Below are 21,244 nucleotides of genomic sequence, written 5' to 3' on the forward strand. Positions count from 1 at the left end.
GATGAACTGCGGGTAGCCTCTTGAGGAACAGTTTACGGTACACTCATCTTACGCCGAAAACAGGGATTTGTCGTCCAACATTGACTCTGTGCTTTTTTGCTTCTCGTCAAGTTTGGTAGAACTGTTCTCCTAGCCTGTGCCAGGACAACCCAGTGTTAAGGTAAAATTTGTTGCCCAACCAGGACAGAGGCATTTTAGGAATTGCTTCTTTTGAGTACCGCCGATCGCGTCGGAACTCATATACTTGGTGGAAAATGCTAATGGAATGGCACAACCGTGACATTCTAGTTAGATATTCCCAGACAGATTTGATTTTTGTTTTTAGTGAGGAGACGGGCGAAATTTAAGTCGAATCGTCAAATCGAAAATCCCATTGCCATAAGGCATGGGAGGACTAACTAAATAACAAATTTGCCGGACATTACGGGACAATCTGATACAATCAAACAAGAGTTGAGGAAAAAACTATTGTCAAGTACGTCCCACTCTCACCATCATTCATCCTTGGAGTCAACGAAAGAAATCTCCGATGTTGGGAACAAAGCCAGTGAAAAATCCAAAAGCTTCTTCCCCTATTGGAACGAATTTTCTCATGAGATGTCCGAATGGTTGTCGTTGCCCACAAAAACCGATTGGCAAGAAGAGGCTTTGACCAATGCCAATGGAACAGCGAGCAAAACTGGTGTAAACTCCTGGTACCGGGTAAAACAAACCTTAGTCCAGAACAAAAAATGCTTGAAGACGTGCTTGCAGTCCTCCACCGATCGAGTAGTAGATTGTACGGACGGCGACAGTATAAAACTCAAATCTCACAAGCTCAGGATTTATCCCAGTCAGGAATTAAATAAAGTCTGGCGTAAATGGCTAGCAGCCTGTCGTTATTGTTTCAACCAAGCAATAGCAATGCAGCGCAAAAAGCCCTTAAGTAAGTTGCAGTTGCGTAACGAAGTTATGCGAGGCGATTTACCAGAATGGGTAAAAGAAACGCCTTGTCATATCAGACAGAATGCTATTTTTGATGCTCACCGAGCATTTAAGGCAAGTTCAGACGCCAAGTTCCGTAGCATCAGAGATTACTCTCAAACCATAAAGTTTAACGATTCAAACTTCAAAAAAGGCACTTGGTATCCTTCCTTAACCAAAGGATTAACCTATCATACTTCTGAGATAATTCCTGAGTGCGATCGAGGTACTCAGTTGGTATACTGCAAGGGTCGTTGGTTTGCAGTGTTTCCTCTGTCAGTTACCGCAGAGCCTACGGACGCAACAGGAATTATTGCATTAGATCCCGGCGTAAGAACATTTATGACCGGGTTTGATGGCAATAAATTCCTTGAGTTTGGAGGTGGTGACATGGGGCGAATAGCTCGTCTCTGTCAACACCTAGATAACCTAATGAGCCGAATGTCTCAAGCTACGAAACAGCGCCGAAAACGAATGAGACAAGCGGCTCACCGTATGAGAATACGCATTCGTAATTTAGTAGACGAATGCCAGAAACAAACCGCTTGCTATTTAACTAGCAACTATAGAGTCATATTTCTTCCGACTTTTGAGTCTTCCCAAATGGTCGCCAAAGCACGAAGAAAGATTCGTTCAAAAACTGCTAGAGCCATGTTGACATGGGCGCATTACAGATTCAAACAAACCATCAAACATCAGGCAAATGTTAGAAATGTCAATGTGATTGATGTCACTGAAGAATACACGTCTAAAACTTGTACCCATTGCGGTCACGTACATCAAAAGCTAGGTGGTTCTAAAGTGTTTACTTGTCCTGAATGTGGCTGTTCAATCCCACGAGATTACAATGGCGCTTTTGGTATATTACTGAAAGCTTTGCGGGATACCGCCTCTATCTCCTATGAGGGTGATAGTGCTCTCGTTACTTTGTCCGGTAATAGCCGGGCAAGTGTCGCGTAAATGTATCAGTCAATACCTAGTATATCTCCCGCACCTTCCCCTCAATTATGGCTTCGGGTTTAAAACCATCTACACTAGAACTTCTCAAGCGCTTTAACCGAGCGTTTCCACAGTTTTACGAGCAATTTGTCAGCAGCGAAATCCAACTGCAAAACCTCAAATTAGCTTACCAACTTTACAAAACTCGGCAAGCCGTCATCGAAATAAGAGCCGAAGGTAACAAAAGTGCCCTGCATTTTGCTTACCGGAACCAGTCTTTTCTACTGAGCGACATTTTCGGTGTGCTGGCTGCCTACGGGCTGACGATTCACAGTCTCAGTCTCTACGGTCAAATTTACCCGCCGATGCTGGTATTTATCAAATTGGTGGTATCTCGCGGTGGCAAGGTACTGGCAGATAAAACAGCCGAAAACGTCTGTAGGGCGGTTCGAGAGGCCTTGGCGGGGCATTTTGAGGTGGAAGAGATGTTGGCTGTGGAATTTAATTTAGACGCGGGTTTGGAGGATGTGGCTACTGAATTTTACGTCGATCCGGTTTTCCACTTGCCGGCTTTGCTGATTGAAGCAGACAACCAGCCTGGACTTTTTTACAAAGTTATGTATGCCATCTGGCAAGAGGATTTGTTGGTGGTAAATGCAAATTTATTGGTTTGGCGGGGGCGAACTCGCTTGATTCTCTACTTGTTGGGCCCCAATGAAAGTTTGATTCCTGAGTATCTGGGGCAGAAAATCGCTGAGGGGGTGCGACAAAGATTGTTGGGCGAGCGGTTTTAGGAATAGCGCCTGACGCTGGTGAAAGCCGGTTTATCACAACAACGTTTCGGAGCTATCAGATCGAGCTTAAGGACGTTCTTAATTCCTGAAACCCTTGATTTTATTACTTCTTTGTGATTTCTACTTCCGACTTCCATTTCTCTTGCGTTCAGAAACTGGGTTTTTGCTCAAAACCTGATATTCATCGAGAGAAAGTTAAACTGAGCCGATCGCCCGGAGTGTAACTGCCGATCCCTCTGTCTTGATTTCGCGATAGGATAAAATTATGGCAACCATCGACATCCTAGGGGTTCGGCACGCTTGCGATTTGACGGCTCCCACTCCAACTTCCCCGGTTCTGGTATTTGTCCACGGCTGGCTGTTAAGCCGCCGCTACTGGCAACCTCTGACCGATCGCTTGGCACCCAGCTATCAGTGCCTGACTTACGATTTGCGAGGGTTTGGCGATTCTCAATCCGACGGCGATGATAGTCGCGAGCGAGGAGAATCGCTAAGTTCCTACACTCCCGCAGCCTACGCTCGCGATTTGGAAATTTTACTCAAAAAACTGGATATTTCTAGTGCTTGGCTGGTGGGACACTCTCTCGGCGGTACGATCGCTCTTTGGGGAGCCAGCCAATTGTGCGATCGTATTAAAGGTGTTCTCTGTATTAATGCAGGCGGCGGCATCTATCTAAAGGAAGAATTCGAGCGATTTCGAGCCGTCGGCACACAGCTAGTAAAAATGCGTCCCCGCTGGCTGCCTCATTTGCCACTAGCAGATTTGGTGTTTGCCCGCGATTCTGTCGATCGCTCGATCGGGCGATCGTGGGGACGGCAGCGCTTGAGAGATTTCGTGGCAGCCCATCCAGATGCAGCTTTGGGGGCTTTGTTGGACTCCACCACAGAAGCCGAGATTCACCTGTTGCCGCAAATAGTGTCCCGACTCAAGCAGCCTGTGTATTTTATTGCCGGCACTAAAGACAAAATTATGGAACCAAAATACGTGCTGCATTTGGCTAGCTTTCACTGGATGTTCCAAGGTTGTGGCGAAAATGTGCTTCAGCTTCCCGATTGCGGCCATTTGGCAATGGTGGAACAGCCAGATGCAGTGGCTAGTTACCTACAAAATATTCTGAAAGAACACACTTAAAGGGCATGGGGCATGGGGCATGGGGCATGGGCCTTCCCAGGGCATGGGGCATGGGGCATTAGAACTTACCAATAACCAATAACCAATAACCAATAACCAATAACCAATAACCAATAACCAATAACCAATAACCAATAACCAGTAACAACTGACTTCTTCCTTAACCTAAAATCTGTTATGTTTAAGTAGATAAGTCTGTCCGATCGCCCTTTTCGGACAGAGCTTTTCAATGGCTTTCAACTCTAAAATCTTACTCTGCTTAAATATTATTTGTGCGCGTTAACCTCACCGATCGGCAACAACACATCCTTTGGGCAACGGTTCGCCACTACATAGCAACAGCGGAACCCGTTGGCTCAAAAGCTTTGGTTGACGAATACAACCTCAGCGTCAGCCCAGCTACCATTCGCAATGCGATGGGGACTCTTGAAAAAGCTGGACTGCTATATCAGCCCCACACTTCTGCCGGACGAGTCCCCTCTGACTCCGGCTACAGAATTTACGTAGACCAGTTGATTCAGCCATCTGATACGCTGGCCCGTAAGGTGGAACAGGTACTGGATCAACTCAATTGGTCGGATGGGCGCATGGATGGGGCACTCCGCGGCGCTGCTAAAATTCTGGCAACGATCAGCGGTTATATTGCCATGATTACCATACCGCAAACCAATATGGCTTGCTTGCGACACTTGCAACTGGTGCAGCTAGAGGCGGGTAAGGTGATGCTGATCGTGGTGACGGATGCCTACGAAACTCATTCGGTGTTAGTACAGTTGCCGAAGGGCGCAGAAGGTAATTGGCCTGATGTTGAAATTGTCGATCGCGAATTGCAGATTTTGTCAAATTTTTTGAACAGCAAGTTACGCGGGCGATCGCTCTCGGAACTCTCCGCTGTAGACTGGAGCGAGTTAGACCGGGACTTTGAACTGTACGCGGAGTGGATGGAAACCATGCTGGCTGCATTGAGCAGCCGTCAAAGCAATCCAACCTACACGCGGATTCTGATCGGCGGTTTGGCAGAAGCGCTGCGCTTGCCAGAGTTTTCGCAGTTGCAGCAAGTTCAAACCCTGGTGCAACTGCTCGAACAAGAACAGGAACTGCTTTGGCCTTTGATTTTTGAATCGCCTGATTTGGACTCGCCTGGGAAACGGGTAACGGTGCGTATTGGTTCAGAAAATTCGTTAGAACCAATTCGCGGCTGTACTCTGATTTCTTCGACTTACCGCCGGGGATCAATGCCAGTGGGTAGTGTTGGGGTTTTGGGACCGACGCGGATGGTTTACGAAAATGCGATCGCGGTGGTGGAAGCTGCGGCGGATTATTTGTCCGAAGCTATTGGCGGAAATCGAGTGAATTTTCCCGAAGGATAACATATTGTTATATTTACCATAATTTAGATAGCCCCAAGCCTAACTGGCTTGGGGTTTAATTGTGTTTGCCGGATGTAGTGGCAACATTAAAAAAACCATTTTTTTGTCAATAAACATTTGCTTGGGTGCAGCGACCTGTGCAAGGCAAATATGTTTGTAGGGGCGAAGCATGACCGCAGTGAATATAAGATTATAACTAATAACTTATATGCGGTCATGCTTCGCCCTCTTCAAAAACGAAACCAAAGCATCGTTCAATAGAGATTTTCGCAAACAACCCGGTTGCTGCTTCTACGAGTAACTCGGAAACTGGCAGGAGTTGCGGGCGATCGGGTTTGACACAGCCAGTGAACCCCGATCGCCCATTTACAGGAAGCGCTGGCGGAGCGCCAGTCGCTCGGTTGCTTTCAGCAAGCTAAGCAAGGAGTTTTGTCGGCACTATCCAGTTGGCGATCCCGCGCACTCCAGGATAGTGCCTGCGAGAAATGAATTGAAGACCCGGGATCTGCACTTCTATGGGCCCCCAAGGCAGCAAAATATCAAAATCTTAAGACATTTTAGAGAGTTCGTCAAAAAGATCTAAAAAAGATTAGTCTTGAGAGGAAAGCTATATTTCTTTTGGGAATAGCCCGGGTTAAACAATTGCCCACAAGTTGCAGCAATTTTGGCTTGAATGCCACTCCAGAAAAGATTGAAGCGCTGAGTTAAGATCGAAATTAAATTTAGGGAATTTTCTTTTACCATTCAATGAAATCGACCGATATAACTAAGAATACCTTTGCCATAACAACGCCTCTGTATTATGTCAATGATTTGCCTCACGTTGGCAGCGCTTACACGACTATGGCAGCCGATGCCCTAGCCAGATTTGAGCGGCTGCGGGGCAAATCAGTGTTGTTGGTTACCGGAACCGACGAACACGGGCAGAAAATTCAGCGCACGGCAAGCAGTTTGGGACGATCGCCCCAAGCTCACTGCGATTTAGTAGTTCCCGGGTTTGAGGCGCTGTGGGAGCAACTCTCTATCCATTACGATCGCTTTATCCGCACAACTTCGCGACGCCACGAGTACATTGTCAAAGAATTTTTCCAGCGCGTCTGGAACTCCGGCGATATCTACTTGAACCAGCAACAAGGCTGGTACTGCGTCTCCTGCGAAGAATTCAAAGATGAACGCGATTTGCTCCCCGGAAATCGCTGTTCCGTCCACACCAGCAAGGAAGTGGAGTGGCGCGACGAAGAAAATTACTTTTTCCGCCTGTCGCGCTATCAAGACCAACTGCTGGCATTGTACGCAGAACGTCCCAACTTTATCGCGCCGGAAAGTCGGCGTAACGAAGTGCTCAGCTTCGTCAACTCCGGACTCCAAGACTTTTCGATTTCTCGGGTGAATCTGGAATGGGGCCTGCCAATACCAGTTGATCCGGGCCACACCATTTACGTCTGGTTTGACGCTTTGCTGGGATACATCACGGCTCTGCTCGATCCGGACAGCGACCCATTGTTAGAGAATGCTTTATCTAAATGGTGGCCGATTGACCTGCACTTGATCGGCAAAGATATTCTCCGCTTCCACGCAGTTTATTGGCCGGCAATGCTGATGTCCGCGGGTATGTCCGTACCTGGCCGCGTCTTCGCTCACGGTTTTTTGACCAAAGACGGCAAAAAAATGGGAAAAACGGAGGGAAATACTTTAAACCCAGTCGAATTGGTGAATAAATACGGCGCTGATGCAGTTCGTTACTATTTCCTCAAAGAAATTGAATTTGGAGAGGACGGCGATTTTAACGAAACTCGGTTTATCAATATATTGAATGCTGAGCTAGCAAATGATTTGGGAAATTTGCTTAACCGCACCTTAAACATGGCTCGCAAATATTGCGGTGGCTGCGTGCCAAATGTGTCTGGGGAAAGTATTTCCGGCGACAACCTTCTCAAGGGTATGAGCCTGGATTTGGGCGATCGAGTGGCGGGTTTTTACGAAGAGTTAGCTTTTAGCAAGGCTTGCGAAGCTGTGCTTGCATTAGTTCGAGCCGGTAACAAGTTTATTGACGTACAAGCACCTTGGAGTTTGTACAAGCAAGGACAGCTCGAAAGTGTTCAACAAGTGCTATATTCTGTTCTGGAATCTGTTAGACTAGCATCTTACCTTTTATCGCCGATTATTCCCAATATCAGCAGTGCTATCTATCAGCAGCTAGGTTTTTCAATTGACTTTAACGATCGGGTTGCAGTTAACAGTTTAGCGACTTTTGCAGTTCATGCTGCCTGGGGCGCTTTGCCTGCAAACCAAACTCTGGGGGAACCCCAACCAGTGTTTAAGCGGCTGGAACTGCTGGAAACAGTAGCGTCATAGTCGGCAGCCTGCGATCGGGGTGCTATGACAGATTATGAATTAGCACTTAATTTCCTTACCAATCTTTCATAAAATTTGAGGCATAACAATCATGTTGAATAGAATAGAAAGCAACGACCTTTTTACGCCGGAACAGGTTCTGGAAAATCGCGGTCGAGTGGCAATTTTTATTGACGGATCTAATCTTTTTTACGCGGCTTTGCAATTGGGAATTGAGATTGATTACACTAAGCTATTGTGTCGTTTAACTGCGGGATCGCGGCTGTTGCGCTCTTTTTTTTACACGGGTGTCGATCGCACGAACGAAAAACAGCAGGGGTTTTTGCTGTGGATGCGCCGCAACGGCTATCGCGTGATTTCTAAGGATTTGGTGCAGTTACCCGACGGTTCTAAGAAGGCGAATTTGGATGTAGAAATCGCTGTGGACATGATGGCGTTGGTGGGATCCTACGACACGGCTGTTTTGGTCAGTGGCGACGGCGATTTGGCCTATGCTGTGGATGCTGTGAGCTATCGCGGCGTGCGGGTTGAGGTGGTGAGTTTGCGATCGATGACCAGTGACAGTTTAATCAATGTAGCCGATCGCTATATCGATTTGGAAATGATTAAGGACGACATCCAAAAAACTTCGCGTCCTAATTATGCCTACCGCCCGTTGTCGGGTTTGAGCTTGATGGACGAACACGACGACAGATAGGGAATGGGGAATGGGGAATGGGGAATGGGGAATGGGGAATGGGGAATGGGGAATGGGGAATGGGGAATGGGGAATGGGGAATGGGGAATGGGGAATGGGGGTTGAATAATTGAAAATTAGAAGTTAAAAATTTAGCTCAAGTATGACAGATTTTTGATTAGTGTTTTTAATTAGCCAATTACCAATTATCAATGCCCTGTTTGGCCAATTACCAATTATCAATGCCCTGTTTGCCCAATTACCAATTATCAATGCCCTGTTTGGCCAATGCCCTGTTATCGATTACCAATGATTAATCTCAAATCCCAAATTACCAATTTCCAATCCCCAAAATCAATGTCGCTATTGTTAGCAGCAATGATTTTGGGGATTAATGCTTGTGCGGCTCCCCAAGAGACTCAAAAGAACAAATTAGCTGAGGATATCAAAACAGCTCAGCAGTCAAATAGCACTTTAACTTTGAACAAAGTAACCCTAGAACAAGCAAACGAAAAGGGTGAGACGTTCTGGAAAGTAAAATCGAAAAATGCGGTTTACAGCAAAGACCAAAAAATAGTTAACGTTCAGAAACCTGTGGGCAAATTGTTTCAGGACGGCAAAGAAATTTATGATATTCAGGGAGAAACCGGGCAGGTATTTCAGGAAGGAAATCAGGTTTTTCTCAAAGGTAACATAGTCGCTACCGATCTCAAAAATGGCGTGGTATTGCGAGGAAATGAGTTAGAGTGGCGCCCGAAGGAAGATGTTTTAGTTGTTCGCAATAATTTGACTGGACAGAACAAACAGGTGACTGTTTCAGCGAAGGAAGCGCGGATTTTCAGCAGGGCTAAGAGGATGGAGTTATTCGGATCTGTGGTGGCGAATGTTAAAGATCCAATTTTGCAATTGCGAACCGAACATTTAGTTTGGTTTGTGGAGCAACAAAAGGTACACAGCGACCAACCGACTCAACTTGACAGATATAAAGATAAAAAAGTAACAGACAGCGGTTTTGCCGACAAGGTAGATGTAGACTTAAAAACCAAAATTGCCACGCTAACCCAAAACGCTCAATTGATGCCATCAGACCCGCCGCTGCAAATAGAAAGCAGTTTGATGAGTTGGAATTTTCCGGCTCAATATGTGATATCGCCCGGGCATGTGAAGATTTTTCACCGCGTGGAAAAGGTGACGATGACCGGGGATACTGGGCGGGGAGATTTAGATAAAAAGATTTTTTATTTGACGGGAAATGTGGTAGGAATCGGGGAAAAACGTGAATCTCAATTAAATACCGATCGCGTAACGTGGTATTTAAGTAACCAGACCTTCGACGCCGAAGGAAATGTGGTTTACAAGCAATTAAATCCGGTGTTTAATTTGACTGGGCCGAGGGCGGCGGGAGAGTTAAAAAATCAAACTGTGATTGTCAAAGGTGACGGTGCGGGCGGCCAAGTGGTGACGGAATTTGTGCCGGATGAGAATAAGGGAATTTTGGACAGTAGATAGGATTGTTTTGACAATTAATTATGGGTCATCTGAGGTGGCAGGCGGTAGCTTTGGACTCTAGCCTTTCTGCTTCTCTCGGGGTGCTGGGATCGGTTGGTACGGATATCTCGCACGCTGCACACCTGCAACCGGGCTGCCCATAAGCGAGGATAGACTGTAAATTATAAATGTATCGAATAGTAACGGTCTTATGTACAAGCAACTAATTTCAAAGATCAAACCGCTTTTGAAATCACTATTTGCGATCGGTCTGGTACTGACGCTAGCCCTCGGTAACGCTGACGGAGCTCTGGCTGCTCGCAGCGGAGGACGGATGGGGGGCGGATCTTTTAGAGCTCCGGCGCGCAGTTACTCGTCTCCGACTAGCACTTACGCGCCGTCTGGTGGGTACGGTGGTGGCTATCGCGGCGGTTTTGGTGGCGGTTTCGGTTTCCCATTCTTGCTGCCGTTTTTTGGCTTTGGGGGCGGATTTGGCGGCCTGTTTTCGATTTTGATTTTTATTTCGATCGCCAATTTCCTCGTGCAAAGCTTCCGCCGCGCTGGGGATTCAACTGACGAACTCGGCAACAGCGCGCCTACTACCACGGTATCTGTGGCACGCTTGCAAGTTGGTTTGCTAGCAGAAGCCCGCGGTTTGCAAGCCGAACTCGACGCGCTAGCGCGCAAAGCGAATACCGATACAGCGATCGGCCGCGCTCAAGTGCTGCAAGAATCTACTCTGGCGATGCTGCGGCATCCTGAATATTGGGTTTACGCGGGCGCTGACTCTGTGCAAACTCGCTTGGAAGCAGCCGAAGCTAAATTTAACCAGTTTTCTTTGGCAGAACGCAGTAAGTTTACTGAAGAAACGCTCTCGAATTATAACAACCAGCTCCGGCAAGCAGGGAGCAGCAATAACCTGCCAGTTGTGCAGGAAAACGGCGCCCTAGTTGGTTCTGATTTGAATTCAGAGCCCGGTGAATTTATTGTGGTAACGGTGATTGTCGGTACTCAGGGCAAGTTGCAATTGCCAGCAGTGAAAAACTCTGAAGATTTGCGCCAAGCTTTGCGCCAAATTGGGGGAGTATCGAGCGAGCAGTTGCTGGCGGTTGAGGTGCTGTGGACTCCTCAAGCTAACGGCGACACTCTGACTGCTGATGATATGTTGGCTGGCTATCCTGATTTGCGATCGATTTAGCGATACAGCAGATGGGGCGCGGAGCACTGTCTCCCGCGCCCCCTGCCACACCCATGCTGTGGGGGAGAACCGGGTTGGTTTTAAGACGGAGATGAAGCAGGATTTTTTGGAATGCCGATCGATTTAAAAAAGATTGTTCAACGAATGCTAGTATTGAGAGATTATGATTCAGCCTGGTTCATCTGTGAATATTGGGAATGTCTGCCCTAATAGGATTTTGCCAAGCAGTTAGGCAGGATAAAAAAACTGTATTCAGCGAGGAGTGACTGCTTAGGAAGAAGTTGCGACCGCGCGCCCTCTAAATTTAATATAAATAAGCGATCGGGAGCTAAAGTTATGGCCGACAGCAGTAGAAAAAAAGCGCTTTTTATTTTGAGCCAGTTAAATAATGACGATATCGACTGGATCGTTCAAAAAGGGAAAAAAGAAATTCTCGAACCGGGCGAGATTTTGATCCATGAAGGGAGACAGCACGATGCCCTCTACATTGTTTTGAAGGGGAGTATGAGCGTTTGGATCGAGGCTGAGCAGAGTAAAGAACTCGCTAAAATAGGTAGCGGAGAACTTGTGGGAGAAGTTTCTTTCATTGACGCACGCCCTCCTTTGGCCACGGTGATGGCGATCGAAGAAACTCACTTGTTGGTAATTCCCCGAAGGCAGCTAGTCGTCAAACTTCAACATGATATGGGTTTTGCTTCCAGATTTTATTATGGAATTTCGCTGTGTCTGGCAGACCGGATGCGCGGTACGATCCGACATATAGAATACGGTCGCAATATAGAATTGGAGCAGCAAGAATTAGATCGGGAGGATATTAATCCGAACGTCCTGGAAAATTTGGCGCTAGCTCAAGCAAAGTTTAATTGGTTGAGGGAGAATGTGAGGGCTTGATTAATTTTAATGCGATCGGCATTGAGGTAAATTTTCAACTCTCAAAACAGAAGCACTCCTGCTCAAGAAACCGGGTTTTTTAACCACCCGTGCGTAATATCATCTCCGAATACAATATTGGTTTGTAGTGAGGGCTTCAGCCCTCATCCATGACGCTTGACTGAAGCGATCGCGCTCGAGCTGTTTTTATTGGAGGTAATTGACGGAGGATAATATTAAGTCCTAAATTAGACCTGAATTGCAAAAGTCCTTTTAATGAAATTTTACGACGGGCGGGACGCCCATCCCACAAGAAAAAAAGTTGTGGGATGGGCGTCCCGCCCGTCGTAGGTATTTTTGCAAGAGGTATATTATCAAAACATCAGTCGAAAGCAAAATAGAGGCTGGTTTTACCGAAAAGATCGACAATTCCCGTATCTAGAAAAACCTGCCCCTTGGCTTTGCAGTTGCAGCCTCGCGCGCCAAAGCGCAACTACCAAGCAGACAACCTAGATCATTCCTGGGCCTTTGCCGCGGGTGTCTTCATCCATTGTCAGTTTTCCTTCCTCACCTTTTTTATCTTTGATTTCTGCGAGAATTTGAGCGCGTTCTGCGGCTTCGGCTTCCTCTTTTGCTCTCAAATCGCCCGGTTCGTTGATGTACATTTCGGGTTCGATCGCGTAATTGTTAACCAGACCTTCCTTGTCTACTGTATAACCATCTGTAGTGTGAATGCTTTCGTCATCGGTTTGGTCGTCGGTTTTGGCGCTTTGCTGCTTCGCTTCAGTGGTTGTGTGCATGAAGTTAGAGCCTTCGCGTTCTTGCCGCGCTGCTGTCTCAGCAGGAGTAATGCCCCTATCGTAGTGGGGGGCTTCCATATTAGCTTCGATTTGTTCGTCGGTCGGTGTTGATTTGCTAGTTGTCATGATTTCTTCCTGAGTTATCTTTTCAAAAAGGTCTTTGGCTTATGTTTAAATATTAAGCCTAAGCTAACTCATTGACTCACTATCTTTGGTTATAGTTTCCTGAAACTTGCTGTTATCTAAAACACATTTATTGAGTCTTCCTCAAGACTGATAAAGTTCTATTTTAATTAAAAGTTTCACAGTCTGCGAGGCTCTGACATCTATCTAAAGGTTGGGAATTGGGAATTGGGAATTGGGAATTGGGAATTGGGAATTGGGAATTGGGAATTGGGAATTGGGAATTGGGAATTGGGCATGGCAACTAACTAATGACTAATGACTAATGACTAATGACTAATGACTACTGACTACTTTTACGATTCTTTGAAGAAGCGGATGATTTCGCGGACGTGGTTGAGAAATTGTCCGTCATCGGTGAGTTGGGCGATCGCACTTTCGGCATCTCTTGCCAGTTTAGTGTGTTCTGCCTGATTTGTCGATCGCAAATTTTCTAGAGATGCGGCTAAATTAGTTAATTCTCTTCTAGTGGCCCGTTGTTCCCGCTGTTGGAGAGTCGCCCACGAATTAGGATCGTCTGAATTTAATTGATCGGCCAAATTTTTGACTGTAGATTCTAATTCTGCAAAGCGGTTGCGGAGTTCGAGAATATCTTCGCGGGGGTGGAAAAATTCGCTGCGGATGGTTGTCAGCCGCTGGGCTAAATACTGATAACCTCGGATAGCTGGACGCAGTATAGTTAAAAGCAGTGCTGCACCGGAACTGAGATAGCCAACAGCGCTAATGCCGGTGGCGGATAGGGCATAAAGTGCGATCGCGCTAACCAGGTGAAGGGCGATCGCCACCCAGAGCGATCGGCTAGCTAATACAGTAACGTATTTGAGTTGTTCGGAATCGACAGCAATATTTTTTTTAGTAGATTCTGCGCCTTGGGCTAACACTTCCTTAGCTTCAAAATGGATATTCCAAGGAACTGTAACTATCAGCAACAGCCATTCAAAAATAGCAATGGCAATTACCCAATCTATAAAACTGCCGGCGGGGACGTGCAGCCATTGTAAAATAGCAAAAATTAACAGTAACAATAGGCCAGTACCAGCACCGAAACCTGCAAAAGTATAATACATAGCGATTGCCTTTGCGAAATGTTATTTTGATTGTGGGTAAGTTGTTTATGTGTCGAGCAATCAACTGTGACAGTTAAGAAATTGTCAGAGTGTTCCCGGTTCGTTAGTGGTTAGTAACAGTCCAGGGCAAAGGCTGCCCAAAACCGGGTTTTGTCACCAAAATACTTGTTCTGCTTCAACAGGAGAATGTTGTTTTTATTGTGGTAGGTGGTTTAGGTGTGGATAAATATACTGTGACACTTAAAAAATTGTCCCGGTCTAGCCGACTTGTTAGTTATTAGTAATCCTCCCGGATAGAAGGATTGCCATGCGCCTGTTTGATTCCTGAAGAATACACAGGCTATAAGCCATCAACAAGACTCAAATTAAACTTTATTTTTGTGAGTTGTGGGCAAATTATAAATAATTATTTATTGGCGATTAGTTGTCAAAATTAAGTTATATTCTCCCCAGATCGTACCATTTGACATTTGAGATCATTCGACTTCATGAAAGGCTACGCTCAGAGCAAGGCGCGCTCCTACAAGTTGGAGAGTTGAGATGAGGAATGACTGATTGTGTATCGGTTGGCAACTTGCCGACTGTTAGATTATTTTGTTAAGCTGGCATTACTCACAGTGTTACGCAGCGCGAGGAATGCAGCAATCTCAAAACCATCCTTTTGTTCTCTTTTCTTTTCCAGGGCGACTAAATCACCTATAGCTGAGATAAACTGATTGGGAGGTCGATCGCCCGTGAGAGCAAGTTACCAGATTCTTGCAAGCGAGACGGCGATACTCTTACCCTGAGAGAAACGACAGCAAAATAGGTGCCAAAATTCACTCTACCGTCTGCAATTTCCAATAACTGCACGTCTACCACGTAAAATCAAAAGTCAGCAGCAAGGACAAACCGATGGCGAACTCAACTCTTGGCCTAGAAAATCAACTTTACGATTATCTGTTATCTATTTCTTTGCGGGAACCAGATATTCTCGCTTCACTGCGGAAAGAAACTGCTAAGCATCCTATGGGTATGATGCAAATAGCTCCCGAACAAGGGCAGTTTATGGAGATGCTCGTGCAGCTTATGGGAGCGACAAAAACCTTAGAAATTGGAGTTTTTACTGGTTATAGCTCGCTATGTGTAGCTTTAGCACTGCCTTCTAACGGTAAAATTATTGCTTGCGATGTCAGCGAGGAATATACTTCGATCGCGCGACGGTATTGGGAAGCTGCGGGTGTGGCTAACAAAATTTATTTGCATTTGGGCCCAGCACTAAATACTCTCGACAAACTCATAGCCGAGGGACAAGCCGGAACCTTTGATTTTGCCTTCATCGACGCCGATAAAGAAAATTATGAGGCTTATTTTGAGCGATCGCTCCAACTGGTGCGGAATGGCGGTTTAATTGTAATTGACAACGTTCTGTGGTCTGGACGAGTTGCGGATCCTGAAGTACAAGACACAAGTACCCTCGCCCTTCGTAGTTTCAACGACAAGTTGCGTAACGATCCGAGAATAACACTCAGTGTTGTCCCCATTGGTGACGGGTTGAGTTTGGCCCTGAAACGCCGCTGGGCTACGATGATGGAACCTGAAGAACAGAATTAAATAGTTCAAGTGGCTGGGAACTTCATTAAGACTCCTCGAAACCGGGTGGTTATCTGTATTAAAGGCTGCGATACAGTATTTGCATAAAAAACCCGGTTTCTGCCTACCGGTGCATCCAGGACTATATCAATTACCGATGACAAATTACAATTACTAAAAGTAATAACAAGTATTATTAATTACTTTGAGGTAAAAATGCAGGGATCGAATTTACAAATAAAATTACCGATTCATGAAACTTTTCAGTGTACGGTTCAAGGTGAAGGTTATTGGACGGGGACTTTAGTTGATTTTATCAGATTAGCTGGTTGTCCTGTGCGGTGTGCTTGGTGCGATACAGGCTACGGAAATGGTGGCAAAGGTTTGCCATCGGTGCCACAGTCGATCGCACAATTGCTAGATCAATTGCAGTCTTCGAGGGTTGTCATTAGTGGTGGCGAACCTTTTATTCACCAGAATTTGCCGGAGTTAGTGCGAGCTTTGTTAGCAACTGACAAACAGGTGAATATTGAAACTTCTGGCGCTTACTGGCAGGATATTTCGCCGCTGGCTTGGATTACTCTTTCTCCTAAAGAACACGTCAATCCTCAATATCCGGTGCAAGACCGTTTCTGGACGAGAGCTAATGAAATTAAGTTGGTGGTTAGCAGTGGCGAAGAAGTTGATTTTTACACAAAATATTTGGCTGACAATGTGAATATTCCTGTATATTTGCAGCCGGAGTGGGAAAAGCGCGATCGGGCAATTCCGATGATTTTGGAGTTATTGAAACAGCATCCGAGTTACAGGTTGTCTTTGCAAACTCACAAGTTTATTGGTGTTCAATAAACATCCCAAAATGCTGTAGTTCCTGTCTTGAAAAGTCAAGGGGTAGCGAGCAAATAAGTTGGATCGAAAGGTTTTTGGGATTTTAAAATCCCAAAAGGCAAATGTACCCATTTCCGCATGACTCGCACCAATCACCTGCATTTTCACGCCAGCCACGAGCCAATAATCGCACAGCGAGTCGCTTTCAACAAAGGATTGTGACGCATCGCCACTACATAGGGCATATCTGTGTTGGGCCCAGGTACGGAATTTGCGATCGAAGTGCCGATCGACTAAAATTCATTCAACCTGGGAAAATGTAGCAGATTAAACGCATCAATACCAAAGAAACCGGGTTTTTACTTGCATTGTCGGCTGTAACACGTCTTTTCGTAAAACAACCCGGTTTCTGGCCACCCGTGCAATCGCGAACTGTAATCTATCAAATAGTCCACAGTTTACCGTTTAAAGCAGGCAATATGCAGTTACATTGTTAACTAAATGTGTAATAACTGTATTTGATAGGAGTATTTCGAGTGAACGCTGCCGAACAAGCCAGAAATATAGAATTAGCTAGCAAAATTGCTGCGGTTGTTAATTTATTTAAGTCAGATTTTCCGGATGTGAAAGTCGATTTGAAACCTTGGATGAATGACCAGGATACCAGAGAACTTGTCGATCCTGAGTCGATCGATATTGGCTTCCATTTTCCCGGTAGAAGTCGGTTGTTGCAAAGCCGCAGTATCTTAATCCAAATCCGATTTTACCAAGATCCGGTCGAAGGATCTCGGCGGGCGATCGGGGTTGAGGCGGCAGGTTACGATCATACTGGTCAACAGTGGCGCTTTTCTACCGTGGAAAATTGGGGTTTTGTGGGTGAAACTGAGCCCGCTGCGGAATCAGCCGAAAAGCTCAAACAATTTTGCCGCGAGATATTAGGTTTGTTTAATTGCTGAGAATAATTCCCGGTTAATGACTCATCATAAATCAGGTTTGTAGTGAGGACTTTAATCCTTCTTGAACTAAATTCTCCACAGATGGAGAGGACTGAAGTCCAGGTTTGTAGTGAGGACTTTAGTCCTTCTTGAATTAAATTCTCCACAGATGGAGAGGACTGAAGTCCTTACTACGAACCACAGATGGAGAGGACTGAAGTCCTCACTACGAACCACAGATGGAGAGGACTGAAGTCCTCACTACGAACCTGATTTTAAGTCTTGATTATCGCAATTGTCGATCGACCTACAGCCCACTGGATAAGCCGATTTGTAAGTTGTCGATCGCTTGCCAAACAAAGTATAGCGGTTATCGCGCACTTGTTCGTACACGCGATCGCCCATCCACTTCATCCCCGGCATTGCCCGGTAAGCTGCCACAAACACCTCGCCAGCAGGCAATATCCGCCCGATTTCCTCGGCTGCATCGCTACCTTGCCAGCGTTTTTCGGGATTATTCTTATCTATCAAAATCATCCCCATTTCGCAATCCTCAGCAGTTATATCAAACCGCTTTAATCCCTCTAAATCTTGCATGGAAATATACTCAAAGTTCTCGCCTCGATCTAGATTTTCTAGTAACTGCACCAATGTGACGCAGAGATTGCAATTGCCGTCGTAAATTACGTTGTAATTCATAAGTCAATAACCTAGAAAACTGGGCGGTTGAAACCGCTTCTATACAAGCAAAACCCGCCTCCGCGGGTTGAAGGCAATGCGGTTAAAATACATTATCTTCTTCAGTCCGCGGAGGCGGACATTGTTTGTATAGACGCGGTTTCAACCGCCGTCTGCATCTATGGAATTATAACTCATAATTTCCAATTTTACCGCTAACTTCTAGCGACAGGAATCTCGATCGCAAATTCCGTACCTTGACCCGGTGCAGAATTGCACTTCAGCCGCCCGCCGTGCTTTTCCACCACAATTTGATAACTGATAGACAGCCCCAAGCCAGTACCTTTCCCCGGTTCTTTCGTAGTAAAAAACGGATCGAACAGCCTTTCATGAACATCTATCGGAATCCCCGGCCCGTTGTCAGCAATCCGAATCACAATATGAGAAGGACGGCGAATAGAATCAGCACAAACAGCAGCCTGTTCATATTTTACCTCAGTACAAATCCGCAGCGTCGGCGAAGGACAAGAAGGAATAGGCGCCTGTTCCCCGTCGCCCCACTGTCCGGTTTCCATTGCCTCTTCCAAAGCATCAATTGCATTGCCAATAATATTCATAAATACCTGATTCAACTGTCCTGCATAACACTGTAAGCGGGGCAAATTGCCGAACTCTTTAACCAGCGTAATTTTCGGATGTCCTGCCGTTTCTTTCAGCCTGTGCTGCAAAATCAACAAAGTGCTGTCAATCCCTTCGTGAATGTCCACCTGTTTTTGTTCTGCTTCATCCAATCGCGAGAAATTCTTCAGTGACAGCACAATCTGGCGAATTCGCTCGGCTCCCATTTTCATTGAAGTTAATAGCTTTGGCAAATCTTTGAGCAGAAATTTCAAATCTATATCATCTATTTCTTCTCGAATTGCCTCTGTTGGTTCCGGGTATTCGCGCTGGTAAAGTTGCAGCATTTTTAGCAAGTCTTGAAAGTAATCGTCAGCGTGCATGACGTTGCCGTAAATGAAGCTAACTGGATTGTTTATTTCGTGAGCGACGCCAGCTACTAATTGCCCCAAACTTACCATTTTTTCATTTTGAACCATCATGCTTTGAGTTTTATGCACGTCCCGCAGGGCTTTCGCTAATTCTTCATTTTTAGTCCTCAATTGACTTTCGGAAAGCCGCACAGCTTCTTCTGCTTGTTTGCGATCGGTAATATCTTTGCGAATTGCTACATATTGATGGGGTTCTCCCCGAGAATTTAAGAAAGGTACAATCGTAGTATCCAACCAGAATAATCTGCCGTCTTTAGCTTGATTTTTCATTTCTCCCCGCCAAACATTTCCCTGGCGGATTGTTGACCAAAGCTGCTTGAAAAAATCAGTTGGGTGATAGCCGGAATTTACAAGTTTGTGGGTTTTGCCGTTCAATTCTTCCCGAGAATATTTAAACAGTTCGCAGAATTGCTCGTTGACGTAGGTAATAACGCCGAATTCGTTGGTATTTGAGACAATTGCCGATTGATCTAAGGCAAATTTTTCAAATTCTAATTCTTGGAGAGTTTGGCGCAATTCTGCTTCGGCTTGTTTGCGATCGCTAATATCGGTAATCATCCGCAAAACCCCCGCAAATTCGCCGTCAGCGTCGAACATTGGTGTCGCTGAGACGATCGCCCACAAGTGAGAGCCATCTTTGCGGGTAAACTGAAAATCGTGGCGTTCGCGAATGCCTTGCCGCCTGCGCTGCACATAACTTTCGGCTATTTCCCGAGCCTCGTCATCGATAAACTCAAATAGCGATCGCCCCAGCATTTCCTCCACAGTATACCCCAGCATTTCGGCCATCCGACAGTTCGCAAAAGTCGTGCTGCTGTCGGCGTCAAACATCCAAACGCCCTCCGAAGCAGTTTCGACGATGCAGCGGTAATAACTCTCGCTTTCCCTGACAGATTCAGTAGCTTGTTTGCGATCGGTAATATCAGTTTCCACCGCAATAAAACCTTCAAGTTCCCCGGTTTCTCGATAAATCGGGGCGATCGAAAGCGCCACCCAATAACCCTTTCCATCCTTCCTGTAATTGTAAATTTCCTGATTAAACGGCTCGCCTTTATCCAAAGCCGATCGCAATTGGGCAATAGTTAATGGATCTGTTTGAGGGCCTTGCAGCACATCACCCGGTTTTTTTCCCAGCATTTCTTCTAACACGTAACCGCTAATCCGAGTAAATGCTTCATTCACCCATTCAATGCAGCCTTGAGCATCAGTAATAATCACACCATTTTGCGTTTTTTGAGCCACGATGGCCAAGCGCGACAATTCTGTTTCAGTTTTTTTGCTTTCGGTAATATCTTGAGAAATACCCAGAATGTACTTAGGCGCGCCATCAGCGTCAAACAAAGGAACTTTTTTTGTGTGCAAAATCCGTTTTCCCCGGTGCGGAAGTTGGATAATTTCTTCTGGTATATCAACCTCTTTTCCCGTGGCAAATACTTCTAAATCTTGTGCTTGCAAGTAATTTGCCTGATCTGCTTCCAACAAGTCAGCAGCATTATTTCCCAGCACTTCGTCCCTCGAATAGCCAAACAATTCTTCGCTAGCAGCATTCCAATAAATAAATCTTTGTTCCACGGCATCTTTAATAAAGACGCTAACCGGCAGATTTTGCAGTACCGCATTCAGAAAATCTTGAGTGTTTCGCAGCTTTTCCTCAGCGCGCTTGCGCTCAGTAATATCCAAAATCACTCCGTCGAGATAGACAACCTGACACAGAGAATTTGCGATCGGCGAAACCGACGAAACTACACCCGACAAAAATTCCTCTATTTCCCCTTGTCCCTCTTTTCTTTCTCTAGCCTCATCCCCCTCCCCACAAACAGCTTGACCTTTTTCGTAAACCCAGCTAATTTCGCCGTCAGCCCGGAGAATGCGGTATTCCAGGATATACGGAGTTCTAGTTGCTACACTTTTTATGAGAGCCTCCTCCATATTTTTGCGGTCTTGAGGATGGATGATGCTCGCAAAAGAACGGACGCGATCGTTGATAAAATCAGATGATGGATAGCCAGATATTTCTTGAACAGCCTCGCTCAAAAACGCCATTGTCCGTATTAATTCGCCATCGGATCCCGTCCATTCGCAGTTGCAGCGGTATACAGCACCGGGAATATTAGCTACTAAATTTTTATATCGTTCTTCGCTGCTTAACAAAGATGAGCTGTCTTCGTTATGGCGATCGCCATTCTTAACTTTAGAAGAATTCGAGGAAATTTGCATGATTTTTTCACTTGTGACTGCGGGGGCAAGTGTTAGAGTAGATGGCTGTATAAAAAGTGAATTTAATTGGCGAAATAATACGCTATCAACTAATATAGTACAAAATTACTTGTCCGAACATTCAAAAAAT

At 45.7% G+C, this 21,244-nt stretch carries 18 protein-coding genes and 1 pseudogene; 14 read left to right on the plus strand and 5 right to left on the minus strand.

All coding sequences use genetic code 11. The features are described 5' to 3' along the window. Positions 1–170 precede the first annotated feature (170 nt). From JGK36_RS06380 to JGK36_RS06430, 11 genes and pseudogenes are all read left to right on the plus strand, one after another. Positions 171–347: a hypothetical protein gene (locus JGK36_RS06380; RefSeq protein WP_293179970.1), complete on the plus strand. Its 177-nt coding sequence runs from the start codon at positions 171–173 to the stop codon at positions 345–347. A gap of 120 nt (positions 348–467) precedes the next feature. Further along, positions 468–848, plus strand: a pseudogene (locus tag JGK36_RS06385) (hypothetical protein). Further along, positions 748–1,923: a transposase gene (locus tag JGK36_RS06390; protein ID WP_293190945.1), complete on the plus strand. Its 1,176-nt coding sequence runs from the start codon at positions 748–750 to the stop codon at positions 1,921–1,923. Before JGK36_RS06385 ends, JGK36_RS06390 begins: the two are co-directional and overlap by 101 nt. A 47-nt stretch (positions 1,924–1,970) precedes the next feature. After that, on the plus strand, positions 1,971–2,696 hold the full coding sequence (locus tag JGK36_RS06395) for a hypothetical protein (RefSeq protein ID WP_006631881.1): 726 nt from the start codon (positions 1,971–1,973) through the stop codon (positions 2,694–2,696). 265 nt (positions 2,697–2,961) lie between these two features. Beyond that, positions 2,962–3,828: an alpha/beta hydrolase gene (locus JGK36_RS06400; RefSeq protein ID WP_293179967.1), complete on the plus strand. Its 867-nt coding sequence runs from the start codon at positions 2,962–2,964 to the stop codon at positions 3,826–3,828. Positions 3,829–4,100: 272 nt separating this feature from the next. After that, the gene (hrcA, locus tag JGK36_RS06405; protein ID WP_293179964.1) at positions 4,101–5,198 is read left to right on the plus strand and encodes a heat-inducible transcriptional repressor HrcA; all 1,098 of its coding nucleotides are present in this window, start codon (positions 4,101–4,103) and stop codon (positions 5,196–5,198) included. A 747-nt stretch (positions 5,199–5,945) separates the two neighbouring features. Then, complete coding sequence (gene metG / locus JGK36_RS06410) at positions 5,946–7,553, plus strand: methionine--tRNA ligase (protein ID WP_293196950.1); 1,608 nt, start codon at positions 5,946–5,948, stop codon at positions 7,551–7,553. Between the two features lie 91 nt (positions 7,554–7,644). Then, on the plus strand, positions 7,645–8,250 hold the full coding sequence (locus JGK36_RS06415) for an NYN domain-containing protein (RefSeq protein WP_096831201.1): 606 nt from the start codon (positions 7,645–7,647) through the stop codon (positions 8,248–8,250). 288 nt (positions 8,251–8,538) lie between these two features. Beyond that, on the plus strand, positions 8,539–9,738 hold the full coding sequence (lptC, locus tag JGK36_RS06420; protein WP_293196951.1) for an LPS export ABC transporter periplasmic protein LptC: 1,200 nt from the start codon (positions 8,539–8,541) through the stop codon (positions 9,736–9,738). A 190-nt stretch (positions 9,739–9,928) separates the two neighbouring features. After that, complete coding sequence (locus tag JGK36_RS06425) at positions 9,929–10,915, plus strand: DUF1517 domain-containing protein (protein ID WP_293179955.1); 987 nt, start codon at positions 9,929–9,931, stop codon at positions 10,913–10,915. A gap of 336 nt (positions 10,916–11,251) precedes the next feature. Continuing rightward, positions 11,252–11,806, plus strand: a complete 555-nt coding sequence (locus tag JGK36_RS06430) for a cyclic nucleotide-binding domain-containing protein (RefSeq protein WP_293179952.1) — start codon at positions 11,252–11,254, stop codon at positions 11,804–11,806. 488 nt (positions 11,807–12,294) lie between these two features. Here JGK36_RS06430 and JGK36_RS06435 read toward each other — a convergent pair whose 3' ends face one another. From JGK36_RS06435 to JGK36_RS06445, 3 genes are all read right to left on the minus strand, one after another. Next, positions 12,295–12,711 (minus strand): hypothetical protein, encoded by a 417-nt coding sequence (locus tag JGK36_RS06435; protein ID WP_293152017.1) that lies wholly within the window; start codon positions 12,709–12,711, stop codon positions 12,295–12,297. Positions 12,712–13,064: 353 nt separating this feature from the next. Then, positions 13,065–13,835, minus strand: a complete 771-nt coding sequence (locus JGK36_RS06440) for a hypothetical protein (protein WP_293179946.1) — start codon at positions 13,833–13,835, stop codon at positions 13,065–13,067. Positions 13,836–14,531: 696 nt separating this feature from the next. Next, entirely contained in the window at positions 14,532–14,687 is a 156-nt protein-coding gene (locus JGK36_RS06445) for a hypothetical protein (RefSeq protein ID WP_293179943.1), read from the minus strand. Positions 14,688–14,729: 42 nt separating this feature from the next. On the opposite strand from JGK36_RS06445, the gene JGK36_RS06450 reads away from it, so the two are divergent. The 3 genes from JGK36_RS06450 (at position 14,730) to JGK36_RS06460 (ending at position 17,191) form a co-directional block, all read left to right on the plus strand. Continuing rightward, on the plus strand, positions 14,730–15,428 hold the full coding sequence (locus JGK36_RS06450; RefSeq protein WP_293179940.1) for a class I SAM-dependent methyltransferase: 699 nt from the start codon (positions 14,730–14,732) through the stop codon (positions 15,426–15,428). A gap of 195 nt (positions 15,429–15,623) precedes the next feature. Continuing rightward, a complete protein-coding gene (locus JGK36_RS06455) occupies positions 15,624–16,256 on the plus strand; it encodes a 7-carboxy-7-deazaguanine synthase QueE (RefSeq protein WP_293179937.1) in 633 nt (210 codons plus the stop codon). A 515-nt stretch (positions 16,257–16,771) separates the two neighbouring features. Next, the gene (locus JGK36_RS06460; protein WP_293179934.1) at positions 16,772–17,191 is read left to right on the plus strand and encodes a hypothetical protein; all 420 of its coding nucleotides are present in this window, start codon (positions 16,772–16,774) and stop codon (positions 17,189–17,191) included. A 240-nt stretch (positions 17,192–17,431) separates the two neighbouring features. Here JGK36_RS06460 and JGK36_RS06465 read toward each other — a convergent pair whose 3' ends face one another. Continuing rightward, the gene (locus JGK36_RS06465) at positions 17,432–17,869 is read right to left on the minus strand and encodes a thiol-disulfide oxidoreductase DCC family protein (RefSeq protein WP_293179931.1); all 438 of its coding nucleotides are present in this window, start codon (positions 17,867–17,869) and stop codon (positions 17,432–17,434) included. 194 nt (positions 17,870–18,063) lie between these two features. Further along, on the minus strand, positions 18,064–21,114 hold the full coding sequence (locus JGK36_RS06470; RefSeq protein ID WP_293179928.1) for a PAS domain S-box protein: 3,051 nt from the start codon (positions 21,112–21,114) through the stop codon (positions 18,064–18,066). Between the last annotated feature and the right edge of the window lie 130 nt (positions 21,115–21,244).

The sequence above is a fragment of the Microcoleus sp. PH2017_35_SFW_U_B genome, assembly GCF_020737865.1.
Classification (GTDB): domain Bacteria; phylum Cyanobacteriota; class Cyanobacteriia; order Cyanobacteriales; family Microcoleaceae; genus Microcoleus.